At 71.9% G+C, this 18369-nt stretch carries 21 protein-coding genes; 11 read left to right on the forward strand and 10 right to left on the reverse strand.

The genetic code is table 11. The features are described 5' to 3' along the window. Positions 1-6 precede the first annotated feature (6 nt). Entirely contained in the window at positions 7-156 is a 150-nt protein-coding gene (locus DEJ28_RS06920) for a hypothetical protein (protein WP_181433654.1), read from the forward strand. Between the two features lie 414 nt (positions 157-570). Here DEJ28_RS06920 and DEJ28_RS06925 read toward each other — a convergent pair whose 3' ends face one another. Together DEJ28_RS06925 and DEJ28_RS06930 are read right to left on the reverse strand one after the other, a co-directional pair. Further along, a complete protein-coding gene (locus tag DEJ28_RS06925; protein WP_111114969.1) occupies positions 571-1023 on the reverse strand; it encodes an acyl-CoA thioesterase in 453 nt (150 codons plus the stop codon). Further along, on the reverse strand, positions 1020-1631 hold the full coding sequence (locus DEJ28_RS06930) for a QsdR family transcriptional regulator (RefSeq protein ID WP_258367986.1): 612 nt from the start codon (positions 1629-1631) through the stop codon (positions 1020-1022). The genes DEJ28_RS06925 and DEJ28_RS06930 overlap by 4 nt, the downstream gene beginning before the upstream one ends. 68 nt (positions 1632-1699) lie before the next feature. On the opposite strand from DEJ28_RS06930, the gene DEJ28_RS06935 reads away from it, so the two are divergent. After that, positions 1700-2893, forward strand: a complete 1194-nt coding sequence (locus tag DEJ28_RS06935; RefSeq protein WP_111115065.1) for an acyl-CoA dehydrogenase family protein — start codon at positions 1700-1702, stop codon at positions 2891-2893. A 191-nt stretch (positions 2894-3084) separates the two neighbouring features. Here DEJ28_RS06935 and DEJ28_RS06940 read toward each other — a convergent pair whose 3' ends face one another. The 3 genes from DEJ28_RS06940 to DEJ28_RS06950 all read right to left on the reverse strand — a co-directional run bounded on the left by DEJ28_RS06940 (position 3085) and on the right by DEJ28_RS06950 (position 7192). After that, positions 3085-5214, reverse strand: coding sequence for a S9 family peptidase (locus DEJ28_RS06940; RefSeq protein WP_111114971.1), 2130 nt, complete (start codon positions 5212-5214; stop codon positions 3085-3087). Between the two features lie 122 nt (positions 5215-5336). Beyond that, positions 5337-6209: a patatin-like phospholipase family protein gene (locus DEJ28_RS06945; RefSeq protein ID WP_111114972.1), complete on the reverse strand. Its 873-nt coding sequence runs from the start codon at positions 6207-6209 to the stop codon at positions 5337-5339. 236 nt (positions 6210-6445) lie between these two features. Then, positions 6446-7192 (reverse strand): S1 family peptidase, encoded by a 747-nt coding sequence (locus DEJ28_RS06950; RefSeq protein ID WP_111114973.1) that lies wholly within the window; start codon positions 7190-7192, stop codon positions 6446-6448. Positions 7193-7316: 124 nt separating this feature from the next. On the opposite strand from DEJ28_RS06950, the gene DEJ28_RS06955 reads away from it, so the two are divergent. Both DEJ28_RS06955 and DEJ28_RS06960 read left to right on the forward strand, forming a co-directional pair. After that, positions 7317-8144, forward strand: a complete 828-nt coding sequence (locus DEJ28_RS06955; RefSeq protein WP_111114974.1) for a GAF domain-containing protein — start codon at positions 7317-7319, stop codon at positions 8142-8144. Positions 8145-8185: 41 nt separating this feature from the next. Further along, a complete protein-coding gene (locus tag DEJ28_RS06960) occupies positions 8186-8371 on the forward strand; it encodes a hypothetical protein (RefSeq protein WP_111114975.1) in 186 nt (61 codons plus the stop codon). A 26-nt stretch (positions 8372-8397) separates the two neighbouring features. Here DEJ28_RS06960 and DEJ28_RS06965 read toward each other — a convergent pair whose 3' ends face one another. Next, positions 8398-9444, reverse strand: coding sequence for an NADPH:quinone reductase (locus tag DEJ28_RS06965; RefSeq protein WP_111114976.1), 1047 nt, complete (start codon positions 9442-9444; stop codon positions 8398-8400). A gap of 179 nt (positions 9445-9623) precedes the next feature. Further along, on the reverse strand, positions 9624-9986 hold the full coding sequence (locus DEJ28_RS06970) for a winged helix-turn-helix transcriptional regulator (protein ID WP_111114977.1): 363 nt from the start codon (positions 9984-9986) through the stop codon (positions 9624-9626). Between the two features lie 116 nt (positions 9987-10102). Here DEJ28_RS06970 and DEJ28_RS06975 point away from each other — a divergent pair, with 116 nt between their 5' ends. Continuing rightward, positions 10103-10750 (forward strand): NAD(P)-dependent oxidoreductase, encoded by a 648-nt coding sequence (locus tag DEJ28_RS06975; RefSeq protein ID WP_111114978.1) that lies wholly within the window; start codon positions 10103-10105, stop codon positions 10748-10750. A 210-nt stretch (positions 10751-10960) separates the two neighbouring features. Here the strand turns inward: DEJ28_RS06975 and DEJ28_RS06980 are convergent, their stop codons facing one another. Next, positions 10961-12286: an MFS transporter gene (locus tag DEJ28_RS06980; RefSeq protein ID WP_111114979.1), complete on the reverse strand. Its 1326-nt coding sequence runs from the start codon at positions 12284-12286 to the stop codon at positions 10961-10963. A 160-nt stretch (positions 12287-12446) separates the two neighbouring features. On the opposite strand from DEJ28_RS06980, the gene DEJ28_RS06985 reads away from it, so the two are divergent. Continuing rightward, positions 12447-13304 carry a LysR substrate-binding domain-containing protein gene (locus DEJ28_RS06985; RefSeq protein ID WP_111114980.1) on the forward strand — a complete coding sequence of 286 codons (858 nt, stop codon included), beginning with the start codon at positions 12447-12449 and terminating at the stop codon, positions 13302-13304. A 56-nt stretch (positions 13305-13360) separates the two neighbouring features. On the opposite strand, the gene DEJ28_RS06990 is transcribed toward DEJ28_RS06985, so the two are convergent. Then, a complete protein-coding gene (locus DEJ28_RS06990) occupies positions 13361-14431 on the reverse strand; it encodes a hypothetical protein (protein ID WP_111114981.1) in 1071 nt (356 codons plus the stop codon). Between the two features lie 203 nt (positions 14432-14634). Here DEJ28_RS06990 and DEJ28_RS06995 point away from each other — a divergent pair, with 203 nt between their 5' ends. Further along, complete coding sequence (locus DEJ28_RS06995) at positions 14635-15603, forward strand: aldo/keto reductase (RefSeq protein WP_111115066.1); 969 nt, start codon at positions 14635-14637, stop codon at positions 15601-15603. 129 nt (positions 15604-15732) lie between these two features. Here the strand turns inward: DEJ28_RS06995 and DEJ28_RS07000 are convergent, their stop codons facing one another. Next, positions 15733-16407, reverse strand: a complete 675-nt coding sequence (locus DEJ28_RS07000; protein WP_111114982.1) for an NADPH-dependent F420 reductase — start codon at positions 16405-16407, stop codon at positions 15733-15735. 74 nt (positions 16408-16481) lie between these two features. Here DEJ28_RS07000 and DEJ28_RS07005 point away from each other — a divergent pair, with 74 nt between their 5' ends. The 4 genes from DEJ28_RS07005 (at position 16482) to DEJ28_RS07020 (ending at position 18323) form a co-directional block, all read left to right on the forward strand. After that, entirely contained in the window at positions 16482-16778 is a 297-nt protein-coding gene (locus DEJ28_RS07005) for a GNAT family N-acetyltransferase (RefSeq protein WP_111114983.1), read from the forward strand. 22 nt (positions 16779-16800) lie between these two features. Then, positions 16801-17262, forward strand: a complete 462-nt coding sequence (locus tag DEJ28_RS07010; RefSeq protein ID WP_111114984.1) for a VOC family protein — start codon at positions 16801-16803, stop codon at positions 17260-17262. An 84-nt stretch (positions 17263-17346) separates the two neighbouring features. Beyond that, positions 17347-17817, forward strand: a complete 471-nt coding sequence (locus DEJ28_RS07015; protein ID WP_111114985.1) for a MarR family winged helix-turn-helix transcriptional regulator — start codon at positions 17347-17349, stop codon at positions 17815-17817. Continuing rightward, positions 17814-18323, forward strand: coding sequence for a metallophosphoesterase family protein (locus DEJ28_RS07020; RefSeq protein ID WP_111114986.1), 510 nt, complete (start codon positions 17814-17816; stop codon positions 18321-18323). The genes DEJ28_RS07015 and DEJ28_RS07020 overlap by 4 nt, the downstream gene beginning before the upstream one ends. Positions 18324-18369 lie beyond the last annotated feature (46 nt).

The raw sequence follows: 18369 nt of genomic DNA on the forward strand, positions 1-18369 counted from the left end.
CGGCGCATGCGGGTCATCAGTGTGTTCGGCCGGGGGATCGGCTTCGTGCTGACCGTCGTCGCCAAGGTCATCGGAACCTGGAACGGCGCGAAGCCCGCGGGTGACGACGCCGCGGTCCGGCTGAACAACCCTCGGCGCGAGGACTACCGCCCCTGACGCGTGTGGCCGGGTGGCTGGTGCGTGCGGTGGTGCGTGCGTGCGTGCGTGGTCGCGTGCGTGCGTGCGTGCTTGGTCGCGTGCGTGCGTGCGTGCGTGCGTGCTTGCTTGCTTGCGTGGATCGCACCCCTTCACGAACGTCGCGCCCCGTCATTGCGGGGCGCGACGTTCGTGCGGGGGTGCGACCGGCGCGCCAGGCGCGGGCGCCGGCGGTCGCGGGCGCCGGGGCCGGTCGGCCTCGCACGGTGCGAGGTTCCGGGCCGGCCGGCCTCGCACGGTGCGAGGTACGGGCGGTGCGGTCGACCCACCTCGCACGGTGCGAGGTGTCGGCGCACAACGAAAGTCACCCCGAATCGCGGGAAGACGCGGCTCGGGGTGACTTTCGTTGTGCGGGGCGCCAGCGCGGCGCGCGGGTCAGTCGGCCAAGCCGGCCGAGACCGAGGCCGGCGCGGTCATCGTCGACGTCACGAGTTCACGCAGGGACTCCGGCAGCGGCACGGGGCGGCGGGAACCCTCGCGGTCGATGATGACGTGCACGAACTCGCCCGTCGCGAGGAGCGCCCCGTCGGACTGCCGGAACAGGCCGAACTCCCACGACAGACTCGTGTTCCCGAGGTGCTTCGAACGCATCCCGACCTCGATGACGTCCGGCCACACGGCGGACTCGACGAACCGGCAGCTCGACGACACCAACACGGCGATCCACTCCGACGTGAACGGGTCGAGACCGGACTCCTCGCGGAACCAGTACGTCGACGCGTTGTCCATCGCGCTGTAGTAGATCGTGTTGTTGACGTGCCCGAACATGTCGTTGTCGTTCCACCTGGTGGGGTAGGTCCGGCGGAACGGGTACTCGTCGATGGTCATCGGTCTCCGATCGGTGAGGGGGAGGGGGTGGTGGAGGTTCGTGTCGGATCAGCGTGCGCCGCGTCGGGCCGCAGGACGTACTCGAACGCGGCGCGGGCCCGGTCGGGGTTCGGCGTCTCACCCGAGATGAACTCGGCGTAGGTGAACGACTCCGAGATCCGGACGAGCAGCCGCGCGAGCTCCTCTGCTGACAACGGGCCGGGATCGAACGTACCGGAGGACTGTTCGTGCTCGATGAGCGTGGTCACCCGCCCGACGAACCGGCTCTGCACGTCGCTCTCGGTCGTGGTCAGGAGACGCAGCGCCCGCGCGGGTTCCCGGGTGAGGAACGCCCGGAAGTAGGGCGCTTCGATGAGGTCTGCGGTGAAGCGGTCGAGGACGTCGACGATGCGTGCGGCCCCGGTCGACCCGGTGTCGTCGGCAGCGCGGGAAGCCCGGTCGAGGGTCGGCACGGCGAGGGACCACAGGATCTCGGACAGCAACCGGTCACGGTTGCCCACCCACCGGAAGAGCGATGTGCGGTCCACGCCGAGCGAGGTGGCCAAGCCGCCCATGTCGATCCTGGACCCGGCGATGAAGGTGTGGCGTGCCTCCCGGAACGCGCGCAACGCAGAATCCGATGTGTACACGCGACCCTCCCTTGCAACGTTTCCGAGAATGATGCATCGTGGACCTCATGTCAACGACGACGTCCACGACCCCGCTGCTCGAGTCCGACTTCTACCGGTTCCAAGAAGGCCTGACCGAGCAGGAGCGAGAGTCACTCGGACGGCTGCGCACGTACCTCGAGTCCGAGGTGCGCCCGATCGCGGACGAGTACTGGGCGCGAGCCGAGTTCCCGATGCAGGTCATCAAGCCGCTCGCCGAGCTCGGCATGTACGGGCCCGGCGTCCCGCTCGTGCGACAGTTCGAGAACTCGGCCGTCTACCGCGGATGGGCGGCCCTCGAACTCGGACGGGTCGACGCGAGCGTCGCGACCTTCATCGGCGTGCAGTCCGGCCTCGCCATGAACTCCATCGCGGTGGCGGGCAGCGAGGAGCAGCAGCAGGAGTGGCTGCCCAGGATGGCGAGCGGCGAGCTCATCGGAGCGTTCGGGCTCACTGAACCGCTCTCCGGCAGCGACTCGGCCCGGGGACTGCGAACCACCGCCCGGCGTGAGGGCGGGGAGTGGGTGCTCGACGGCGAGAAGCGCTGGATCGGGAACGCGACCTTCGCCGACGTGGTCGTCATCTGGGCGAAGGACGTCGCCGATGACCAGGTGAAGGGGTTCCTCGTCACGACGGACACTCCGGGCTTCACGGCGACCAAGATCGAGGACAAGATCGCCCTCCGCGGCGTGCAGAACGCCGACATCGTCATGCAGGGCGTCCGGGTGCCCGAGTCGCGTCGACTGCAGAACGCTTCCTCGTTCCGTTCGACGGCCGAGGTGCTGCGCCTCACCCGCACCGAGGTGGCGTGGCAGGCGATCGGCATCGCGGTCGGCGCCTACGAGGCGGCGCTCGACTACGCCCGCAACCGGGTGCAGTTCGGCAAGCCGATCGCGGCGCACCAGCTCGTGCAGGACCGGCTCGTGCAGTCGCTCGCGAACATCACCGCGTCGATCGCCCTGTGCACGCAGGCTTCGGCGATGCAGGACGCCGGCACCGGTGGCGACGAGCACTCCGCGATGGCGAAGGCGTTCGCGACGGCGAAGATGCGGGAGACGGTGGCGTGGTGCCGTGAGGTGCAGGGCGGCAACGGCATCGTCCTCGACAAGGGCGTCGCGCGGTTCTTCGCGGACGCCGAGGCGATCTACTCGTACGAGGGCACGCGCGAGGTGAACACGCTCATCGTCGGGCGGGCGATCACCGGCCAGGCCGCCTTCGTCTGAGCGCCGGGCCGGCGCGACAACCGGCGAGCGGGCGGGCAGGCGACGGAAGGCCGACCCGGAACGACGACACCGATGTCGTACGACATCGACATCGTCGTTCCGGGTCGGATATGCCGCCAGCCCAGCAGCCCAGCAGCCCAGCAGCCCAGCAGCCCAGCAGCCAGCAGCCGCGCCCCCGCGCCCCGCCCCGCTCAGCCGAGCAACTCGGGCCGCTTCCAGTCCTCGCCGAGCACGTGCTGCCCGAGGAACGCGAACACCGTCTCGTACCAGACCACCGCGTGCTGCGGCTTGAGAATCCAGTGGTTCTCGTCCGGGAAGTAGAGGAACCGGTGCGGCATAGACCCGTCGGCCGCCGCGTGGTGTTCGGCCAGCTCGGACCAGAGCCGCAGCCCTTCGCCGATCGGCACCCGGTAGTCCTTGTCGCCGTGGATGACGAGCATCGGTGACGTGATGTCGGCGACGAACCGGTGCGGGTCGTTCTCGTGCAGCCCGGCCTCGTCGAAGATCGACTGCCAGTACTGCGACATGTCCGTCGTGCCGTTGAACTGGTCGAGCGCCCAGAGGCTGGCGTGCGTGACGATCGCCCGGAAGCGGTCGGTGTGCCCGGCCACCCAGTTCGACATGTAGCCGCCGAACGACCCGCCCATCGCGGCCGTCCGGGTCTCGTCGATGTCCTCGCGTGCGATGGCCTCGTCGGTGATCGCCATGAGGTCGGTGTACGGCGCCTGCCCCCACGCGTTCCACCCGCGGTTGATGAAGTCGAGCCCGTACCCGGTGGAGAGCGCGGGATCCGGCAGCAGTACCGCGTAGCCCCGTGCAGCGGCGAGCTGCGGGTTCCACCGCCACGACCACTGGTTCCACGAGTTGAGCGGTCCGCCGTGGATCCAAAGGAGCAGCGGGTGCGGCCCGTCGCCCGCCGACGCGGGCGGGAGCACCAACCAACCGCGCACGCGCGAACCGTCCGGCGCCGTCGTCGACACCTCTTCCAGGCGACCGGGGACTTCCGGCAGCGCGGCCGGCGTCGCCAGCGGGGTCACCGTGCCGTCGGCTGCGATCCGCACGGGGTGCAGCGGGGCCTGCCAGGAGGCACGGAGCGCCACGACGACGCCCGTCTCCTCCGCCACGCGCAGGCTCGAGTACGCCCAGTCGTCGTGGGTCACCTGCTCGACGGCGCCGCCGTCGACGGGGATGCTGAAGACCGGCGCGCGGCCGTCCTGGTCCGCCGTCGCCAGGAGCGCACCGTCGCCGTGCGCGAAGACGAGCTCGTTCGGCCAGCGGTCCCAGTCGGTTGCGATGCGTCGGGCCCCGGACACCGCGGAGCCGTCGAGGTCGGCCACCCAGATCTCCTGCTGCGTGGCACCCTGCGGTGTGAAGCGGGGCGTCCGCACCCAGGCGAGCGTCCGCCCGTCGTGGCTGATGGTGGGCGTCTCGTGGTCGACGGTGTCCTCGTCGAACAGCACGGTGCTCCGGCCGCTCGCGACGTCGAAGGCGACGAGCGTCGAACGCGAACCACGCGATTCCTGGACGGCGACGGTGGCGACGACCACCGACCCGTCCGGGGTGACCACCCCGGAGACGTGTTCGAGGGAGCGTGCCGGCGCGGGCGTGAGGTCGACGGGGGCCGGGAGGTGCGCCGGGTAGGCGGGCTTCATGTCGCCGTCCGGACCGTCGTCGGACAGGGCGGGGGTGGTGTCGGCCTCGCGCAAGGTGCCGAGGTCGAGCGTCAGGACGTGCGTCTCGTCGGGGCCGAGGTCGTGGTCCCAGAAGCGGACGGGGTAGGTCTCGTGCAGGATCGCCTGCACCTTCCGGTCCTTCCGGCGGCCGCGGAGCTCCGCATCGGCGGTGACCACACCGGTGCGGTCGCTGCCGGCACCGGGCAGGAGGCCGGCCGTGACGGCGACGGTGTCCGCTGCGGAGGCAGAGCCGAGCACGCCGCCGATGCCGCCCGCGAACCGGGTGAGGGGGCGGGCTTCGCCGCCGGCCGCCGGCAGGACCCAGAGCTGCGGGGCGTCGCTGTCCGTGTCGCCCTCGCCGTCCGGGCGACCGGACACGAAGAGCAGGTCGCCGGTGCGCGTGAAGGACACCCCGCCCTCGCCCTTGACCGAGCGGGTGAGACGGACGGGCGCGGCTGCCGCCCCGTCCGCAACGGCAGTACCGGGGTCCGAACCGGGCACGGCCCAGATCGACCGGCGGTACCCGGTGCCGTCGGCGTCGAGGACGCTGACGGTCAGGGCGACGCGCGAGCCGTCGGGGCTCACGGCGATGCCGTCGACTCGGGGGAGGGCGGTGAACTGGTCCAGATCGGAGAACGGCGTCGTCATGCCCCCACGCTATCGGCGCCCACGGACCGCACAGGGGTCTCGTCAGGACCTGTGGAGAACTCCCACGCCGTGCGCAGCGTCCACAGGAGCGGACGCCGGAGCGCCTGCTGGAGCACGGGCACTCACGCCCAGAACGCCGCGATCCCCTCCGCGACGGCACTGCCCTGCACGTACCCTGCCTCGGCGGCCGGCGCCTGCGTGGCGAGTGACAGCGAGTTCGCGCCGAACGCCTGCTGCGCCGCGCTGTCCGCCACGACGACCTCGACCGAGCTACCGCCGGCGCGGAGCCCCTCGACCGCGACGTCGAGCCACGGCCCGAGCGGCGACGGCCCCTCCGGACCGCAGGCGATGACGAGGACGCGCTCGTACCCGGCAGCGACGTCGGAGTTCGTGCCCGACCGGAGGCCACCGTCGTAGTACGGACGTCCCTCGAGCCCGACGGGCGACCACACGAGCGGCACCGAGCAGCTCGCGGCCACGGCGCGGGCGAGCGGGATGCCGTCCGCGGCGGTGAGGAGCCGGAACGTCCCGTCGGTCGCGTCGATCGTGGTCAACGCGAGCGGCTTCGTCGGCCACTCCGACGACGGCAGCGTCTCGGTGAAGGTCGCGACGCGCTCGTCGTCGGTCTGCCCGGAGGTGGTCTGCTGCGCGAGGCGTCCCAGGCGTGCGCGTGCGTCCTGCTCCGACGTCGCGCCCTCGAGCACCGCACCGATGCGCTGCTGGAAGTCCTCGCCGTCGATGGCGATGGGCTCCTCGTACGTCGTCGGGACCGGTGCGTGCTGCTGCTCGAACGCCTGCTGCACGCCGCCGTGGCGGACGAACGTGCCGACGACACTGCCGGCGCTGGTGCCGACCACGAGGTCGGCGGCGTCGAGGTCGACCCCTGCCTCCTGGAGCGCGGACAGCACTCCGAGTTCCCACGCGATGCCGGCGATGCCGCCGCCTCCGAGGACGAGTGCTCTGGTTCCGGGCGCGGGCGTCGAGACGTCGGTCATGGGTCCTGCTTACCAGGCTGCGGTGACGCCGTGGTGGCGACCGGTGACGGACTGGAGGCGCGGGGCGGCGCCGCCACGCGCCTCCAGTCCGATGGTCGGAACGTCCCACACCGCCCGAAATGGGATGCCGAATCGCTCGTAGGAGGTCGGGATTTCCTGCCTCCTACGAGCGGAACGGCTTCCTACGAGCGGAACGGCTTCCTCCGCGCGGAACGGCGTCACGCGGGAGGGCCGGGTCAGACGCCGGCGGTGGAGCGGATCCAGCTCGCGCTCTGGGTGAGGACGGCGTAGTTCGAGCCGGCGTGCGTGTTCGCACCCGGGTCCGCGACGTCGCCGGTCGAGCAGACTCCGACCACCTTGCCGCCGACCAGCAGGGGGCCGCCGGAGTCGCCGTGGTTCGAGGCGCCGGACACCCCCGTGACGTGCTGGGCGACGCCCCCGTAGGCGTCGGTCGAGCGGCCCGTGAGGTTCACGCTCGCCTGGTACAGGCCGGTCGTCGGGACGCCGTTCGCACGGTTGCCGTACCCCATGATCGTGCCGGTTCCGGTGCTCCGCGGGCTGTAGCCGAGGTCCAGTTGCGCGTACGAGGTCAGGGTCTTCGGGGTGCGGAGGTGCACGAGCGCGATGTCACCCGCCGGCGCGGAGTAGAGCCGATCGGCCGCGGTCGCCGCGCCCCGGTTCGTCGTGCTGTTCGAGTGGTAGACGTTCATCGCGGTGGTGCCGTCGACGCAGTGTTCGGCGGTGAGCACCCACGACGCGTTGAGCTGTTCGCCGGTGCACCCGTAGGTGCCGGTGCCGCCCTGCTGGAAGACGAGCTGCACCTCCCACGGGGTGCTCGGTGACTGCTCGCCGCCGATGACCTGCGGCGAGGCGGATGTGGCGGTGGTGGCGTTCGCGGCGGTGGCGCCGAGCGATCCGCCGAGGAGGGCGAGGGCCGCTGTCGCGCTGAACGCGAGGGCCTTGAGCTTCGTTCGCTGCTGCATGCCATGATGCTCCGCGTGCCCCGTTCGGGGGTCAAGTCGGCGTTGCTGAGGACAACACCGTCACCCGGAAGTCGGCCTGTGGACAACTCCGTTCTCGTCGGTGGTGTCGCCTAGCGTCGAGGTCATGGGGCAACAGCAGGAGCGGCGCGGGACGCGCGCCGGACGGGTCGGCGCGGTGGCGTGGCCGATCGTCGTGGCAGCTGCGCCCACCGCTGCGTTCCAACTGCCGAACCTCTTCGCCACGACGGCCGTGCGGATCGCGCTCGTGGTCTTCGGGCTCGTCGTCCTCGTGGCGGCGGTGCTCGTGCAGGTCGTGCGCGCTCGGCGGAGCGAAGCGGGCCGGCTGGCCGCCGAGGAATCCGCGGCGCACGTCGAGCGGGAACAGTCGACGGCGGTCCGGTACGCCTTCACCCAGATCGCCTCACGGCTCGTCCGCTTCACCGAGCTGCCGCATCGGGACCGGCGGTCGGAGCTCCCGGGCTTCGCGGACCGGGTCGCCGTGGCGCTCGCGTTCTACCTGCTGCCCGGCGTCCCCGACGTGCGCGCGAACGTGTACCAGCTGTCGTCGGACCTCGCGGCGCTCGAGCCGATCGGGCACGGGGGAGCGGGGGACACCGCCGGGGTGTTCCGTGCCGGCACCCCGTACGGCGACCGGAACCTCGAGTGGGTGCTCATCGGCGGTGCCCCGCGGGTCGTCGGGGACCGCACCGCCGACGTCGACGCCGACCAGGACCTGCCCGACTTCGAGCCCCGGTACACCTCGTACGTGTCCGTCGTCATCCGGTCGGACGAGTACTCGTTCGGCATGCTCACCGTGGACTCGCCCGCCCCGGACGCCTTCACCGAACTCGACACGAAGAACGTCGCGATGATGGCCTCGTTCCTGGCGGTCGCGTTCTCCCTCACCTACTCGTTCCCCGAGCGGGACCGACGATCTCGGAAAGGCCCGTGATGCTGACTCGTTCTGTCGGATGCTCGACGTACGCTTCCCCCATGACGACCGTGAACCCTGCTCCGAAGGCGTTCGGGCGTGCCCGGCTGACCTCGCCGAACTGGAACGTCGACACCACCGACGCCGACTACGAAGACCTCGATGTCATCGCCGCCAACCTCGAGCGAGAACTCGTTGAGGCCCGGGTGCGCGTGGCCGAACGGATCGCGGCCCGGCAGCGTCGCTGACCGGGCCTCGGCCAGCGGCGCCGCTGTCAGTGGTGCTCGCGCTGCTCGGCGGGAGCGACGTCGATGAGGACCTTGCCGACGGTGTCACCCTCGACCGCGTCCTGGGCGGCCGCGGTGTCCTCCAGGCTGAACCGCACGAGCGGCAGGCCAGCGTCCTCGCCGACCGCCAGGACGCCGTCGCGCAGTGCGGCGGTGATGTCCTCCGCGGCGGCGGAGAGCGCCTCGTCGCCGATCGTGTAGAGCAGCAGGAACTGGTAGCGGGCGTTGACGCTCATGTTCGGTCGGATCGGCAGCGTCGCCTCGTCGCCGCCGTTGTTCGCGTAGATCGACACGACGCCGTGGTTCGCCAGGACCTCCGCGACCAGCCCGGCGTTGTGCGGGATCGACACCTCGACGACGATGTCCACGCCGTCCGGGGCGATCTCGCGGATCCGCGCCGCTGCGTCCTCCGACCGGTAGTTCACCGTGTGGTGCGCGCCCGCCGCCGTGGCGAGGGCGGCCTTCCCGTCGGAGCTGATCGTCGTGATGACGGTGGCTCCCGCCCAGCGTGCCAGCTGGATCGCCGCGTGCCCGACGGCTCCGGCGCCGCCCGCGACCAGGACGTGCTTGCCGTCGAGGGTGCCGGGGGACAGCCGGGCGGGGCCGTGCTCGTGCGTCGTGAGCGCTCGGTGCGCGGTGATCGCCGGGACCCCGAGCGAGGCGCCGACGTCGAACGAGGTGCCGACCTGGAGCGGCACGACCCGCTCGGCCGGCACGACGGTGTACTCCTGAGCGGTGCCGGTGGGGCGGCCGGCGGCGGACATGTAGAGCCAGACGCGGTCGCCGACCGACAGTCCTTCGACGCCTTCGCCGACGGCGTCGAGCACCCCGGCGCCGTCCTGGTTCGGCGTGATCTCCGGGAACGGCAGTGCGTCGCCGTACGTGCCGCCCGCCCGGGCCTTCCAGTCGGTGGGGTTCACACCGGAGACGACAACGCGGACACGGACTTCGCCCGGGGCGGGCTCTGGCACCTCGCGGTCGACGAGTTCGAGGACGGACGAGTCACCGGGCGTTGTGTAGACGACTGATCGCATGGCTCCAGGCAACCACGCGACGCCTCGGTGCGCGATGGTGAGCAGCAACGGTCGAGTGCGGGTGGGTGACCCGACGATTTCTGCTCACCAAGCGCGGCGCGCGGCGCGCGGCACGAAGCCCGCGCGGCGCGGCGCGCGGCACGAAGCGCGCGCCCGCGCCCGCCCGCCCGCCCGCCCGCTCAGCGCGCGTCGTACTCGCCGCGCGACACCGCGACCTCGTCCATGTGCGACGTCGCCCAGTCCTCGAGCGGCTCGAGCACCGCCCGGAGTGACCGACCACGATCGGTGAGCTCGTACTCGACGTGCGGCGGGATCTCGGGGAAGACCGTGCGCGTCACGAGTCCGTCGCGCTCGAGCGCCCGGAGGGTCTGCGTGAGCATCTTCTGCGACACGCCCTGCACCCGCGTCGCGATCACCGAGTACCGCGCCGGACCGGCGGCGAGCGTGCCGATCGTCAGGACGCTCCACCGGTCGCCGATGCGGTCGAGCAGCTGACGCGAGGGGCACTCGGCGGCGTAGGGGCTGTACTCGAGCGCTGACATGGGGTCCTCCCTCACGCACCGTGAGGTGCCTACTTACTGAAAGAGAGTAACGCTTGTACGGTGAGTGTCAACGCCCGCGACGTCCCTGCGTCGCCCCGCCAACGAGAGGAACACCCATGACCAGCATCGTCGTCTTCGGTGGCACCGGCTACGCCGGCTCCGCCATCACCCGCGAGGCCCTGTCCCGCGGCATCGCCGTCACCGCCGTCGCTCGCGACACGTCGAAGGTCGACGCCGCCGAGGGGCTCACCCTCGCGCAGGGCGACGCCTTCGACACCGACTTCGTCGCCGAGGTCACGAAGGGCGCCGACGTCATCGTCGTGGCCCTGCACGCGGTGCAGGCCGACGGCAGCGAGCTCAAGGACCGCTTCCAGCACTTCGTCGACGCGGCAGCCGCGGCCGGCGCACGGCTCGGCATCGTCGGCGGGGCGGGATCGCTGCTCGTCGCCGAGGGCGGCCCGCGCCTGTTCGACTCCGAGGGCTTCCCGGACGCGTTCAAGGGCGAGGCGAAGAGCCACGCGCAGATCCTCGACGCGCTCCTCGTCAGCGGCACCGAGGTCGACTGGTTCTACGTGAGCCCGGCCGCGGCCTTCGGCAGCTACAACCCCGGCGAGCGTCGTGGCACCTACCGCACCACGGACGAGGTCCTCCTCACCGACGCCGACGGCAACTCGGACATCTCCGGCGAGGACTTCGCCCTCGCCTTCGTCGACGAGATCGTCACCCCGGCGCACCACCAGGCGCGCTTCGGCGTCGCGTACTGAGCCACCGGCCGCGACCGCCGCACAACACAAGTCACCCGGAACTGCGCAACGGCGCGGTTCCGGGTGACTTCGGTTGTGCGGCGCGCGTCCGACGCGACCGACGACCGGACTGGAGGCGCGGTGCGGGCCCGCCACGCGCCTCCAGGCCCGCGCCACGCGCGTCCACCCCGCGCCACGCGCGTCCAACCCGCGCCACGCGCGCCGGCGCCGTCAGTGGTGACCGACGATGGACGGCACCGGCACGTGGTACCGCATCCGCACCGCGAGGTGCAGTCCGCCCCGGCGGGCGAGCACCAGGCCGACGACGGCCGCGGCCGCGGCCGGCACGCCGCCCGCGACGACCATGCCGACGTGGGCACCGAAGTGGTCCACGATCTGGCCCATGAGCGGTCCGCCGATGGCCTGGCCGCCGAGGAGCACCAGCACGTAGAGCGACATCACCCGGCCGCGGATCGCGACGTTCGACGACAGCTGCACGAGTGAGTTCGACGCGGTCTGGAACAGCAGCTGCGACATCCCGACGGCGACGAGCGCGACGGTGAACGGTGCGATGACCGGGATCGAGCCGGAGACGACGAGCAGGATCCCCGTCCAGAACACCCCGCCGACGATCGTGCGGAGCCGCACCGTGGCACGGCGGGTGGAGAGCAGCGCGCCGACCAGGGCGCCGATGGCGACGGCGGAGTTGAACACGCCGTAGCCGCCCGCGCCGACGTCGTAGACCTGGGACGCGAAGGCCGAGAGGAGCACGGGCATCGTCAGCGCGAACACCGAGAAGAACGCGACGAGGATGACCGGCACGATGATGGTCGGTTTCCCCACGGCGTAGCGGAGGCCCTCGACGAGCTGCCCCTTGCCACGCGGGGCCGGTGGTGTGCGGTGCAGCTCCGAGACCTTCAGGAACCCGAGTGTGACGACGACGGCGACGCAGGCGATCGCGTTCACCCCGAACGACCACCCGGCCCCGACGGCGACGAGCAGGGCCCCGGACAGTGCCGGGCCGATCATGCCGCCGAGCTGGAACACCGACGAGTTGACGCTGATCGCGTTCCGGAGGTGCTCGTGGCCGACGATCTCGGTGACGAACACCTGTCGCGCGGGGTTGTCGATGACGGTGACCATGCCGACCACGAAGGCGATCGCCCAGATGTGCCACGCCTGCACCACCCCGGCCAGGGTGAGCACGGCGAGGAGCGCCGAGAGGATCGCGAACGACCCCTGCGTGATCATCATCAGCGCGCGCTTGGAGAACCGGTCGACGATCACGCCGCCGAAGAGCCCGAACAGCAGCATCGGCGCGAACTGGCACGCGACCGTGATGCCGACCTGTGCGACGGACCCGGTGAGCTGCAGGACGAGCCAGTCCTGCGCGATGCGCTGCATCCAGCCGGCGGTCATCGCGACGAGGTTGGTGGCGGTGAAGAGCCGGAAGTTCGGCACCGACAGCGCGATGAGGGTGTGGCGCCACGGCGGTCGGGTGGCCTGGATCGGGAGCGGTTCGGTGGGCGGGGGGAGGGTCGTCGATGACGCGCTCACGGTGGGGGATCTCCGGACGTCGGCTGCGGAAAGTGGTACCCCATCGAAACTACGTGACGGCGGGTCATTCGATACCCCTATGGTGGCTATCAGTCCATTGCGAAGTCGAATGACAAGGCCGGAACGAACCACCGCCCGGCCCGAACGAGCGGAGCGCACCGTGCTCGACCCCGTCCTGCTGCAGACCTTCCTCGCGGTCGCCGAGACCGGCAGCTTCACCCAGGCCGGGGCGCGCCTCGGGATCAGCCAGCCGACGGTGTCCCAGCACGTGCGGCGGCTCGAGACCGCGGTGTCGCGCACCCTCGTCGCGCGGGACACCCGCGGTGTGGCACTCACCGACAACGGGGACGCGATGGCCGGGTTCGCGCGGACGATCCTCGCGGCGCACGCCACCGCCGACGCCTACTTCTCGGGCGCCGCGACCCGCGGCCGGCTGCGCTTCGGGGCGGCGGACGACCTCGCGATCACCCAGTTGCCGCGGATCCTCCGGGACTTCCGGCGCCTCCACCCGCAGGTGAACCTCGAGCTCACGGTGAACCAGTCGTCGCCGCTCCTCCGCCGCGTGCACGCCGGGCAGCTCGACCTCGTGTTCATCAAGCAGACCGCGGGGGTGTCCGCCGAGGGCACCCGCGTCGCCACCGACCAGATGGTGTGGATGGCGCAGGACGGCATCGCGCTCGAGCCCGGCGAACCCGTGCCGCTCATCGCGTACCAGGCGCCGAGCATCAGTCGGCAGATGGCGATCGACGCGCTCGAGGCCGCCGGCCGCACGTGGCGGATCACCTGCAACACGCGGGACGTCAACGGGGTGCTCGCCGCCGTGCGGGCCGGGATCGGCGTCGCGGTGTTCCCGCACTCGCTCATCCCGGCCGACCTCGTGAAGGTGTCGCAGCGGCTCGCGCTGCCGGACCTGCCCGCCGTCGACTACGTCCTCATCGCGAACCCGACGGTGCAGCGGGAACCGATCGACGCCCTGACGAACGCGATCCTGTCGCGCGGGGTCGTCCGCGCGGTCTGAGCGCTCGACGCGCAGGCGCGCGGGTCCGCGGGGCCGCGGGGCCGCGGGGCCGCGCGCTACGGGGCGAGCGTCGGCGTCGTGCCCGTGCCCGTGAGGTCGGGGAGCGTCACGCCCGCCATCGGCAGCAGCGCCGCGGCGACCGCCCAGAGGAGCCCGAGCATGCCGACACCGCCGAGCACCGCACCGAGCAGCGCGATCGGCCGCTGCCAGGTGGTCGCGGCGTTCCGCAGCGTCACGATCGAGAGCAGGAGCGCGATCACGCCGAGCGCCAGGCCGACGCCGTGCACGGTCGCGGGAGCGGTGAACCACCACGCCGCGAGTCCGAGCGTGGCCAGTCCGGCGACCGCGCCGAGCAGAGCGCCGGGGGTCGCGCCGACGGCCGGCCGACGCGCGGGTCCGTCGGTCGCGTCCGGTGCAGCGGTGTCGGTCGTGTCCGGTCCGGCCTGGAGGCGCGGCTCGGCCCCGGCGGGTCCGCTCGCCCCGGTGGGCGGTGCGGTCACGGTCGCCGTGGCCCGGCCGGCGGTGTTCTGTGTCGTCGCCGGGTTGGTCACGTGCCCGGGAGCGGGTGCCGAGGTCGGTGCTGAGGTCGGTGCGGCGGTCGTCGCAGGGGCCGGCGGCGCGATCACCGCGTCGAACGAGCGGGTCGGCACCGAGGTCGGGGCCGGCGCACTGGACACCGGCGCACCGGAGACGGGCGCACTCGATGCGAGCGTGCCCGCGGCGGGGCGCTGGTGCGCGAAGCGGGCGGGGGTGCGGTAGCCGATCGGCCCGACGGGTTCGGGTTCGGTGCCCTCGACGACGACGTGCTCGAGGCCGGGCACGGAGAAGCGGGGCTGTCCGACGACGGGGACCGCGGGCGTGAGCGGTGCCCGGGGCGCGGCGTCGATCGGCGAGACCGGCGCCGGAGCGGCCAGTGCCCGGTCGAACGGCACCGTGTGGACGGCCGGCGAGGTCGGAGCCGGCGGCAGGAGGTCCTCCTGCGGCGGGTAGTCCGGGACGACGACGTCCTCCGCGAGGAGTGCGGGCGCGGACTGCGGAGCCGGGAACGTGCGCTCGGAGCCGACCGCGCCGGAGACGGGGGCCGACGTGGCGGAGGTGGGGCGCGCCTCCAGGCCGGGGTCCGACACGCGGTCCGCAGCAGGCGCGCCGGACGCACCCTCAGGGGGAGCCGTGACCCAGGCGGGGACCGCGCGACGCGGTCGTTCCTCGTCAGGTAGGCGATGCGATGCCACTCCGGCACTCCCTCCGTAGGCTGATCCATCGTCAGTTCTAACGGCAACCGGTGCCGATGGCGCAGCCCCAGTTCCGGGGTCGCCGGTACGGTCGGAGCATGACCGGAATCGAACACCGCCCGCTCGGCCCCTCGGGGCTCGTCGTCTCCACCGTCGGCATCGGCTGCAACAACTTCGGCCGACCCGGCACGCTGACCGAGTCGCAGGAGGGGACGGACGCCGTCGTCAACGCTGCCCTCGACGCCGGCGTCACCCTCTTCGACACCGCCGACGTCTACGGCGGCACACCCGGCCTGTCCGAGGAGATGCTCGGCAAGTCCATCGCCGGCCGCCGTGACGAGATCGTCCTGGCGACGAAGTTCGGCATGGACATGCGGGGCGCGAACGGGCCGGACTGGGGCGTTCGTGGCTCCCGGCGGTACGTGCGGCTCGCCGTCGAGTCGTCGCTGAAGCGCCTCGGGACCGACTGGATCGACCTCTACCAGATGCACGCGCCGGACGACGTGACCTCGATCGAGGAGACCCTCTCCGTGCTCGACGACCTCGTCCGCGAGGGCAAGATCCGCTACATCGGGCACTCGAACTTCGCCGGGTGGCAGATCGCCGAGGCGGAGCTCACCGCCTCGATCGCCGGCACCACCGCGTTCGTGTCCGCGCAGAACGAGTACAGCCCGCTCGCACGCGGCGTCGAGGACGAGGTCCTGCCCGCCGTGCGCGCCTACGCCCTCGGGTTCCTGCCGTACTTCCCGCTCTACAACGGCCTGCTCACCGGCAAGTACACGAAGTCCGGCGGGCCCGCCGACGGCCGCCTCACGAAGGCGAAGCCGCAGGTCCTCGCGGACGCGCCGTGGGCCGTCGTCGAGGAGTTCCAGCGCTTCTGCGACGAGCGCGAGGTCACGATGCTGCAGGCCACCTTCGCGTGGTTGCTCGCGCAGCCGGGGCTCTCGAGCGTCATCGCCGGGGCGACGAAGCCGGAGCAGATCGTGCAGAACGCCGAGGCGGGCACGGCCTGGGCGCCGTCCGAGGACGACATCGCCGAGATGACGGTGATCTTCGACGGCGCGTGAGCGCGTGCGCGGGGGCGGCCGCGCGGCGTTGTTTCTCGTTCAGCGACAGTTCACGGCGTCTGGCGCGCGTGAACTGTCGCTGAGTGCGAAATCTCGGCGGGGCCGCGGCAGCGCCGGCCGCCCCTGCGGCTACGCGCGGACGCGCTCGGCCTCGGCGAGGGCGGCGCGCAGCTCGTCGGCCGTCAGGCGCGGCCCGTAGCCGGGGGTGTCCCGCTGGATGCGCCAGCCCTCCGCGAGGGGCCCGGCGTCGACGACGTCGAACCCGAACTGGTCGATGAGGTCCGTGGCGACCTGCTTCGCCTCGGCGTCGTCGCCCGCCACGACGAGCGCGCGACGACCGGGGGTACCGGCCGGGGTCGCGTGGCCGGTGAGGTCGGCTGCCCCGATGTGGTTGAACGCCTTGACGACCCGGGCTCCGGGCAGGTGGTCCTGCAGCAGCTCGGCCGTCGTGGTGGTCTCGTCGTCGAGCGCGGCGATGTGGCCGTCGCGCTGGGGGTAGTAGTTGTTCGTGTCGATGACGACCTTGCCGACGAGGGGTTCGACGGGGATCGTCTCGATCGCGGCGAGCGGGGTCGTCACGACGACGATCTCCCCGGCGGCCGCCGCCTCGTCCCGCGTTGCCGCACGAGCCGAGCCGCCAGCAGAGCCGTCGGCAGCGCCGAGACCGTTGAGCTCCTCCGCCAACGCGGTCAGGGTCTCCGGCCCGCGTGAGTTCGCGATCACCACGTGGTGACCGTGCCGCACTGCGAGCCGTGCGAGCTGGGATCCGATGTTGCCTGCGCCGATGATGCCGATGGTCGTCATGCTCGGCTGCAACGCGATGGTGCAGAACGCATTCCCGAGCGGCGCTCGGCGTCCGCGCGGTGCATGATGGCCGCATGGACCACGAGTTCCGCGACGAGGCAGAGCAGGACCGCTACGCGATGTACGTCGGCGGAGAACTCGTCAGCGTCCTCGACTACCGCGAGAACGGCGACGCGATCGCGTTCCCGCACACGTACACGGTCCCGAAGCACCGCGGGCACGGCTACGCGGCCGAGCTCGTCGACTTCGCGGTCGCCGACGTGGAGGCGAACTCCACGAAGCGCGTCGTCCCGATGTGCTGGTTCGTCGGCAAGTGGTTCGATGAACACCCTGACAAGGCAGACCTGCTCAGCCGCGGCGCTGCGGACTGAGCCCGACCGGAAGGCCCCACCCATGCCGTCGATCACCCCGTTCCTCTGGTACGACGACCAGGCCGAGACGGCCGCCGAGTTCTACGTCGCGCTGTTCCCCGACAGCCGGATCGACAGCGTGGCGAAGACGCCGGACGGGAAGGCCCTCGTCGTGGAGTTCACGCTCCTGGGTCAGCCCTACCGTGCGATGAACGGCGGCCCGGGCCACGAGCACACCGACGCGGTGTCGTTCCAGGTCGACGTCGACACGCAGGAGGAACTCGACCGCATCTGGGACGCCCTCCTCGCCGACGGCGGCCGGGAGAGCATGTGCGGGTGGCTGTTCGACCGCTGGGGCGTGGCGTGGCAGGTGACCCCGTCGATGATGGGCGAGCTGATGACCGGCTCCGGCGACCCCGAGGCGAACGCCCGCGTCTTCCAGGCCATGATGCAGATGACCAAGCTCGACATCCCCGCGCTGCAGGCCGCAGCGGCGGGTCGCTGAACCGGCCCGAACCCTACCCGCCGGTATGGTTGCCGGACCGATCACCGCCGGCCGGTGCCGGCACAGACAGGCTGGAGTCACCCGATGAGCGAGCCGAGGCTCGATGTCCGCAACAGCGACATCGGGCGTGCGTACACGGAACTGGCCCGCATCACCCGACGTGCGAGCATCCGGGCGCGTGGTTCGGAGTCGATCCTGAGCGTCGTCGACCAGTCCCTCGTCGACTTCGTCGTGCAGCACCGGGGCTGCATGGCCATCGACATCGCCCGGTACCTGCGGCTCAACCGCTCCACGATCTCGCGGCAGCTGTCCGGACTGCTCGCCGCCGGGCTCATCCGGACGACCGACGGTGGCTCCGGCAACGCGAAGCCGCTCGAGGCCACCGACGACGGCCGTGCCGCGCTGGACCGGTCCGTGCAGCTGCACCGTGACGCCCTCGACGAGCGGCTCGCCAGCTGGTCGGACGACGACATCGCGCTGCTCGCCGGGCTCCTGGAACGCCTCGGCGCCGCGGACGAGGCGGGCCTCCCGGTCCCCGGCCGCACCGAACCGTGACCACCTCGTTCGTCCTGCTGTCCGACACCCACCTGCCGAAGCGGGCGAAGGACCTTCCCGCGGCCCTGTGGGAGGACATCGACGCCGCCGACCTCGTGGTGCACGCCGGCGACTGGGTGGACCTCGCCACGCTCGACGCGATCGAGGCCCGAGCGCGCCGCTTCGAGGGGGTCCGCGGCAACAACGACGGCCCCGAGTTCGACGACCGGTTGCGCCTCGTCGCACGCTTCACCGTCGAGGGCCTCCGCTTCGCGCTCGTGCACGAGACCGGGGCCGCGACCGGCCGGGAACGTCGCACGACCGCGGAGTACCCGGACACCGACGTGCTCGTCTTCGGCCACTCGCACATCCCCTGGGACACCGTGACACCGTCGGGGCTGCGGCTGCTCAACCCCGGTTCGCCGACCGATCGCCGCCGCCAGCCGGATCACACGTGGATGCGCGGCGCAGTCGACGGCACCTCGCTGTCCGTCGAACTGGTCCGCCTGTCCCCGCCGTCCCGCTGACGGGAGGGGGGATGGCTGACGCGAGGGGGGGGGAGATGATCGCTGA

It is taken from the genome of Curtobacterium sp. MCPF17_002, assembly GCF_003234115.2.
In the GTDB taxonomy this organism is placed as follows: Bacteria; Actinomycetota; Actinomycetes; order Actinomycetales; family Microbacteriaceae; genus Curtobacterium.

What these genes read in the sequence shown, in the direction of transcription:
- DEJ28_RS06995 (WP_111115066.1), top strand. Translation starts at nt 14,635, where the DNA reads ATGACCGGAATCGAACACCGCCCGCTCGGCCCCTCGGGGCTCGTCGTC.
- DEJ28_RS06945 (WP_111114972.1), bottom strand. Translation starts at nt 6,209, where the DNA reads ATGACCGACGTCTCGACGCCCGCGCCCGGAACCAGAGCACTCGTCCTC.
- DEJ28_RS06960 (WP_111114975.1), top strand. Translation starts at nt 8,186, where the DNA reads ATGACGACCGTGAACCCTGCTCCGAAGGCGTTCGGGCGTGCCCGGCTG.
- DEJ28_RS07015 (WP_111114985.1), top strand. Translation starts at nt 17,347, where the DNA reads ATGAGCGAGCCGAGGCTCGATGTCCGCAACAGCGACATCGGGCGTGCG.
- DEJ28_RS06975 (WP_111114978.1), top strand. Translation starts at nt 10,103, where the DNA reads ATGACCAGCATCGTCGTCTTCGGTGGCACCGGCTACGCCGGCTCCGCC.
- DEJ28_RS06940 (WP_111114971.1), bottom strand. Translation starts at nt 5,214, where the DNA reads ATGACGACGCCGTTCTCCGATCTGGACCAGTTCACCGCCCTCCCCCGA.
- DEJ28_RS06935 (WP_111115065.1), top strand. Translation starts at nt 1,700, where the DNA reads ATGTCAACGACGACGTCCACGACCCCGCTGCTCGAGTCCGACTTCTAC.
- DEJ28_RS07010 (WP_111114984.1), top strand. Translation starts at nt 16,801, where the DNA reads ATGCCGTCGATCACCCCGTTCCTCTGGTACGACGACCAGGCCGAGACG.
- DEJ28_RS07005 (WP_111114983.1), top strand. Translation starts at nt 16,482, where the DNA reads ATGGACCACGAGTTCCGCGACGAGGCAGAGCAGGACCGCTACGCGATG.
- DEJ28_RS06920 (WP_181433654.1), top strand. Translation starts at nt 7, where the DNA reads ATGCGGGTCATCAGTGTGTTCGGCCGGGGGATCGGCTTCGTGCTGACC.
- DEJ28_RS06925 (WP_111114969.1), bottom strand. Translation starts at nt 1,023, where the DNA reads ATGACCATCGACGAGTACCCGTTCCGCCGGACCTACCCCACCAGGTGG.
- DEJ28_RS06965 (WP_111114976.1), bottom strand. Translation starts at nt 9,444, where the DNA reads ATGCGATCAGTCGTCTACACAACGCCCGGTGACTCGTCCGTCCTCGAA.
- DEJ28_RS06955 (WP_111114974.1), top strand. Translation starts at nt 7,317, where the DNA reads ATGGGGCAACAGCAGGAGCGGCGCGGGACGCGCGCCGGACGGGTCGGC.
- DEJ28_RS06970 (WP_111114977.1), bottom strand. Translation starts at nt 9,986, where the DNA reads ATGTCAGCGCTCGAGTACAGCCCCTACGCCGCCGAGTGCCCCTCGCGT.
- DEJ28_RS07000 (WP_111114982.1), bottom strand. Translation starts at nt 16,407, where the DNA reads ATGACGACCATCGGCATCATCGGCGCAGGCAACATCGGATCCCAGCTC.
- DEJ28_RS06950 (WP_111114973.1), bottom strand. Translation starts at nt 7,192, where the DNA reads ATGCAGCAGCGAACGAAGCTCAAGGCCCTCGCGTTCAGCGCGACAGCG.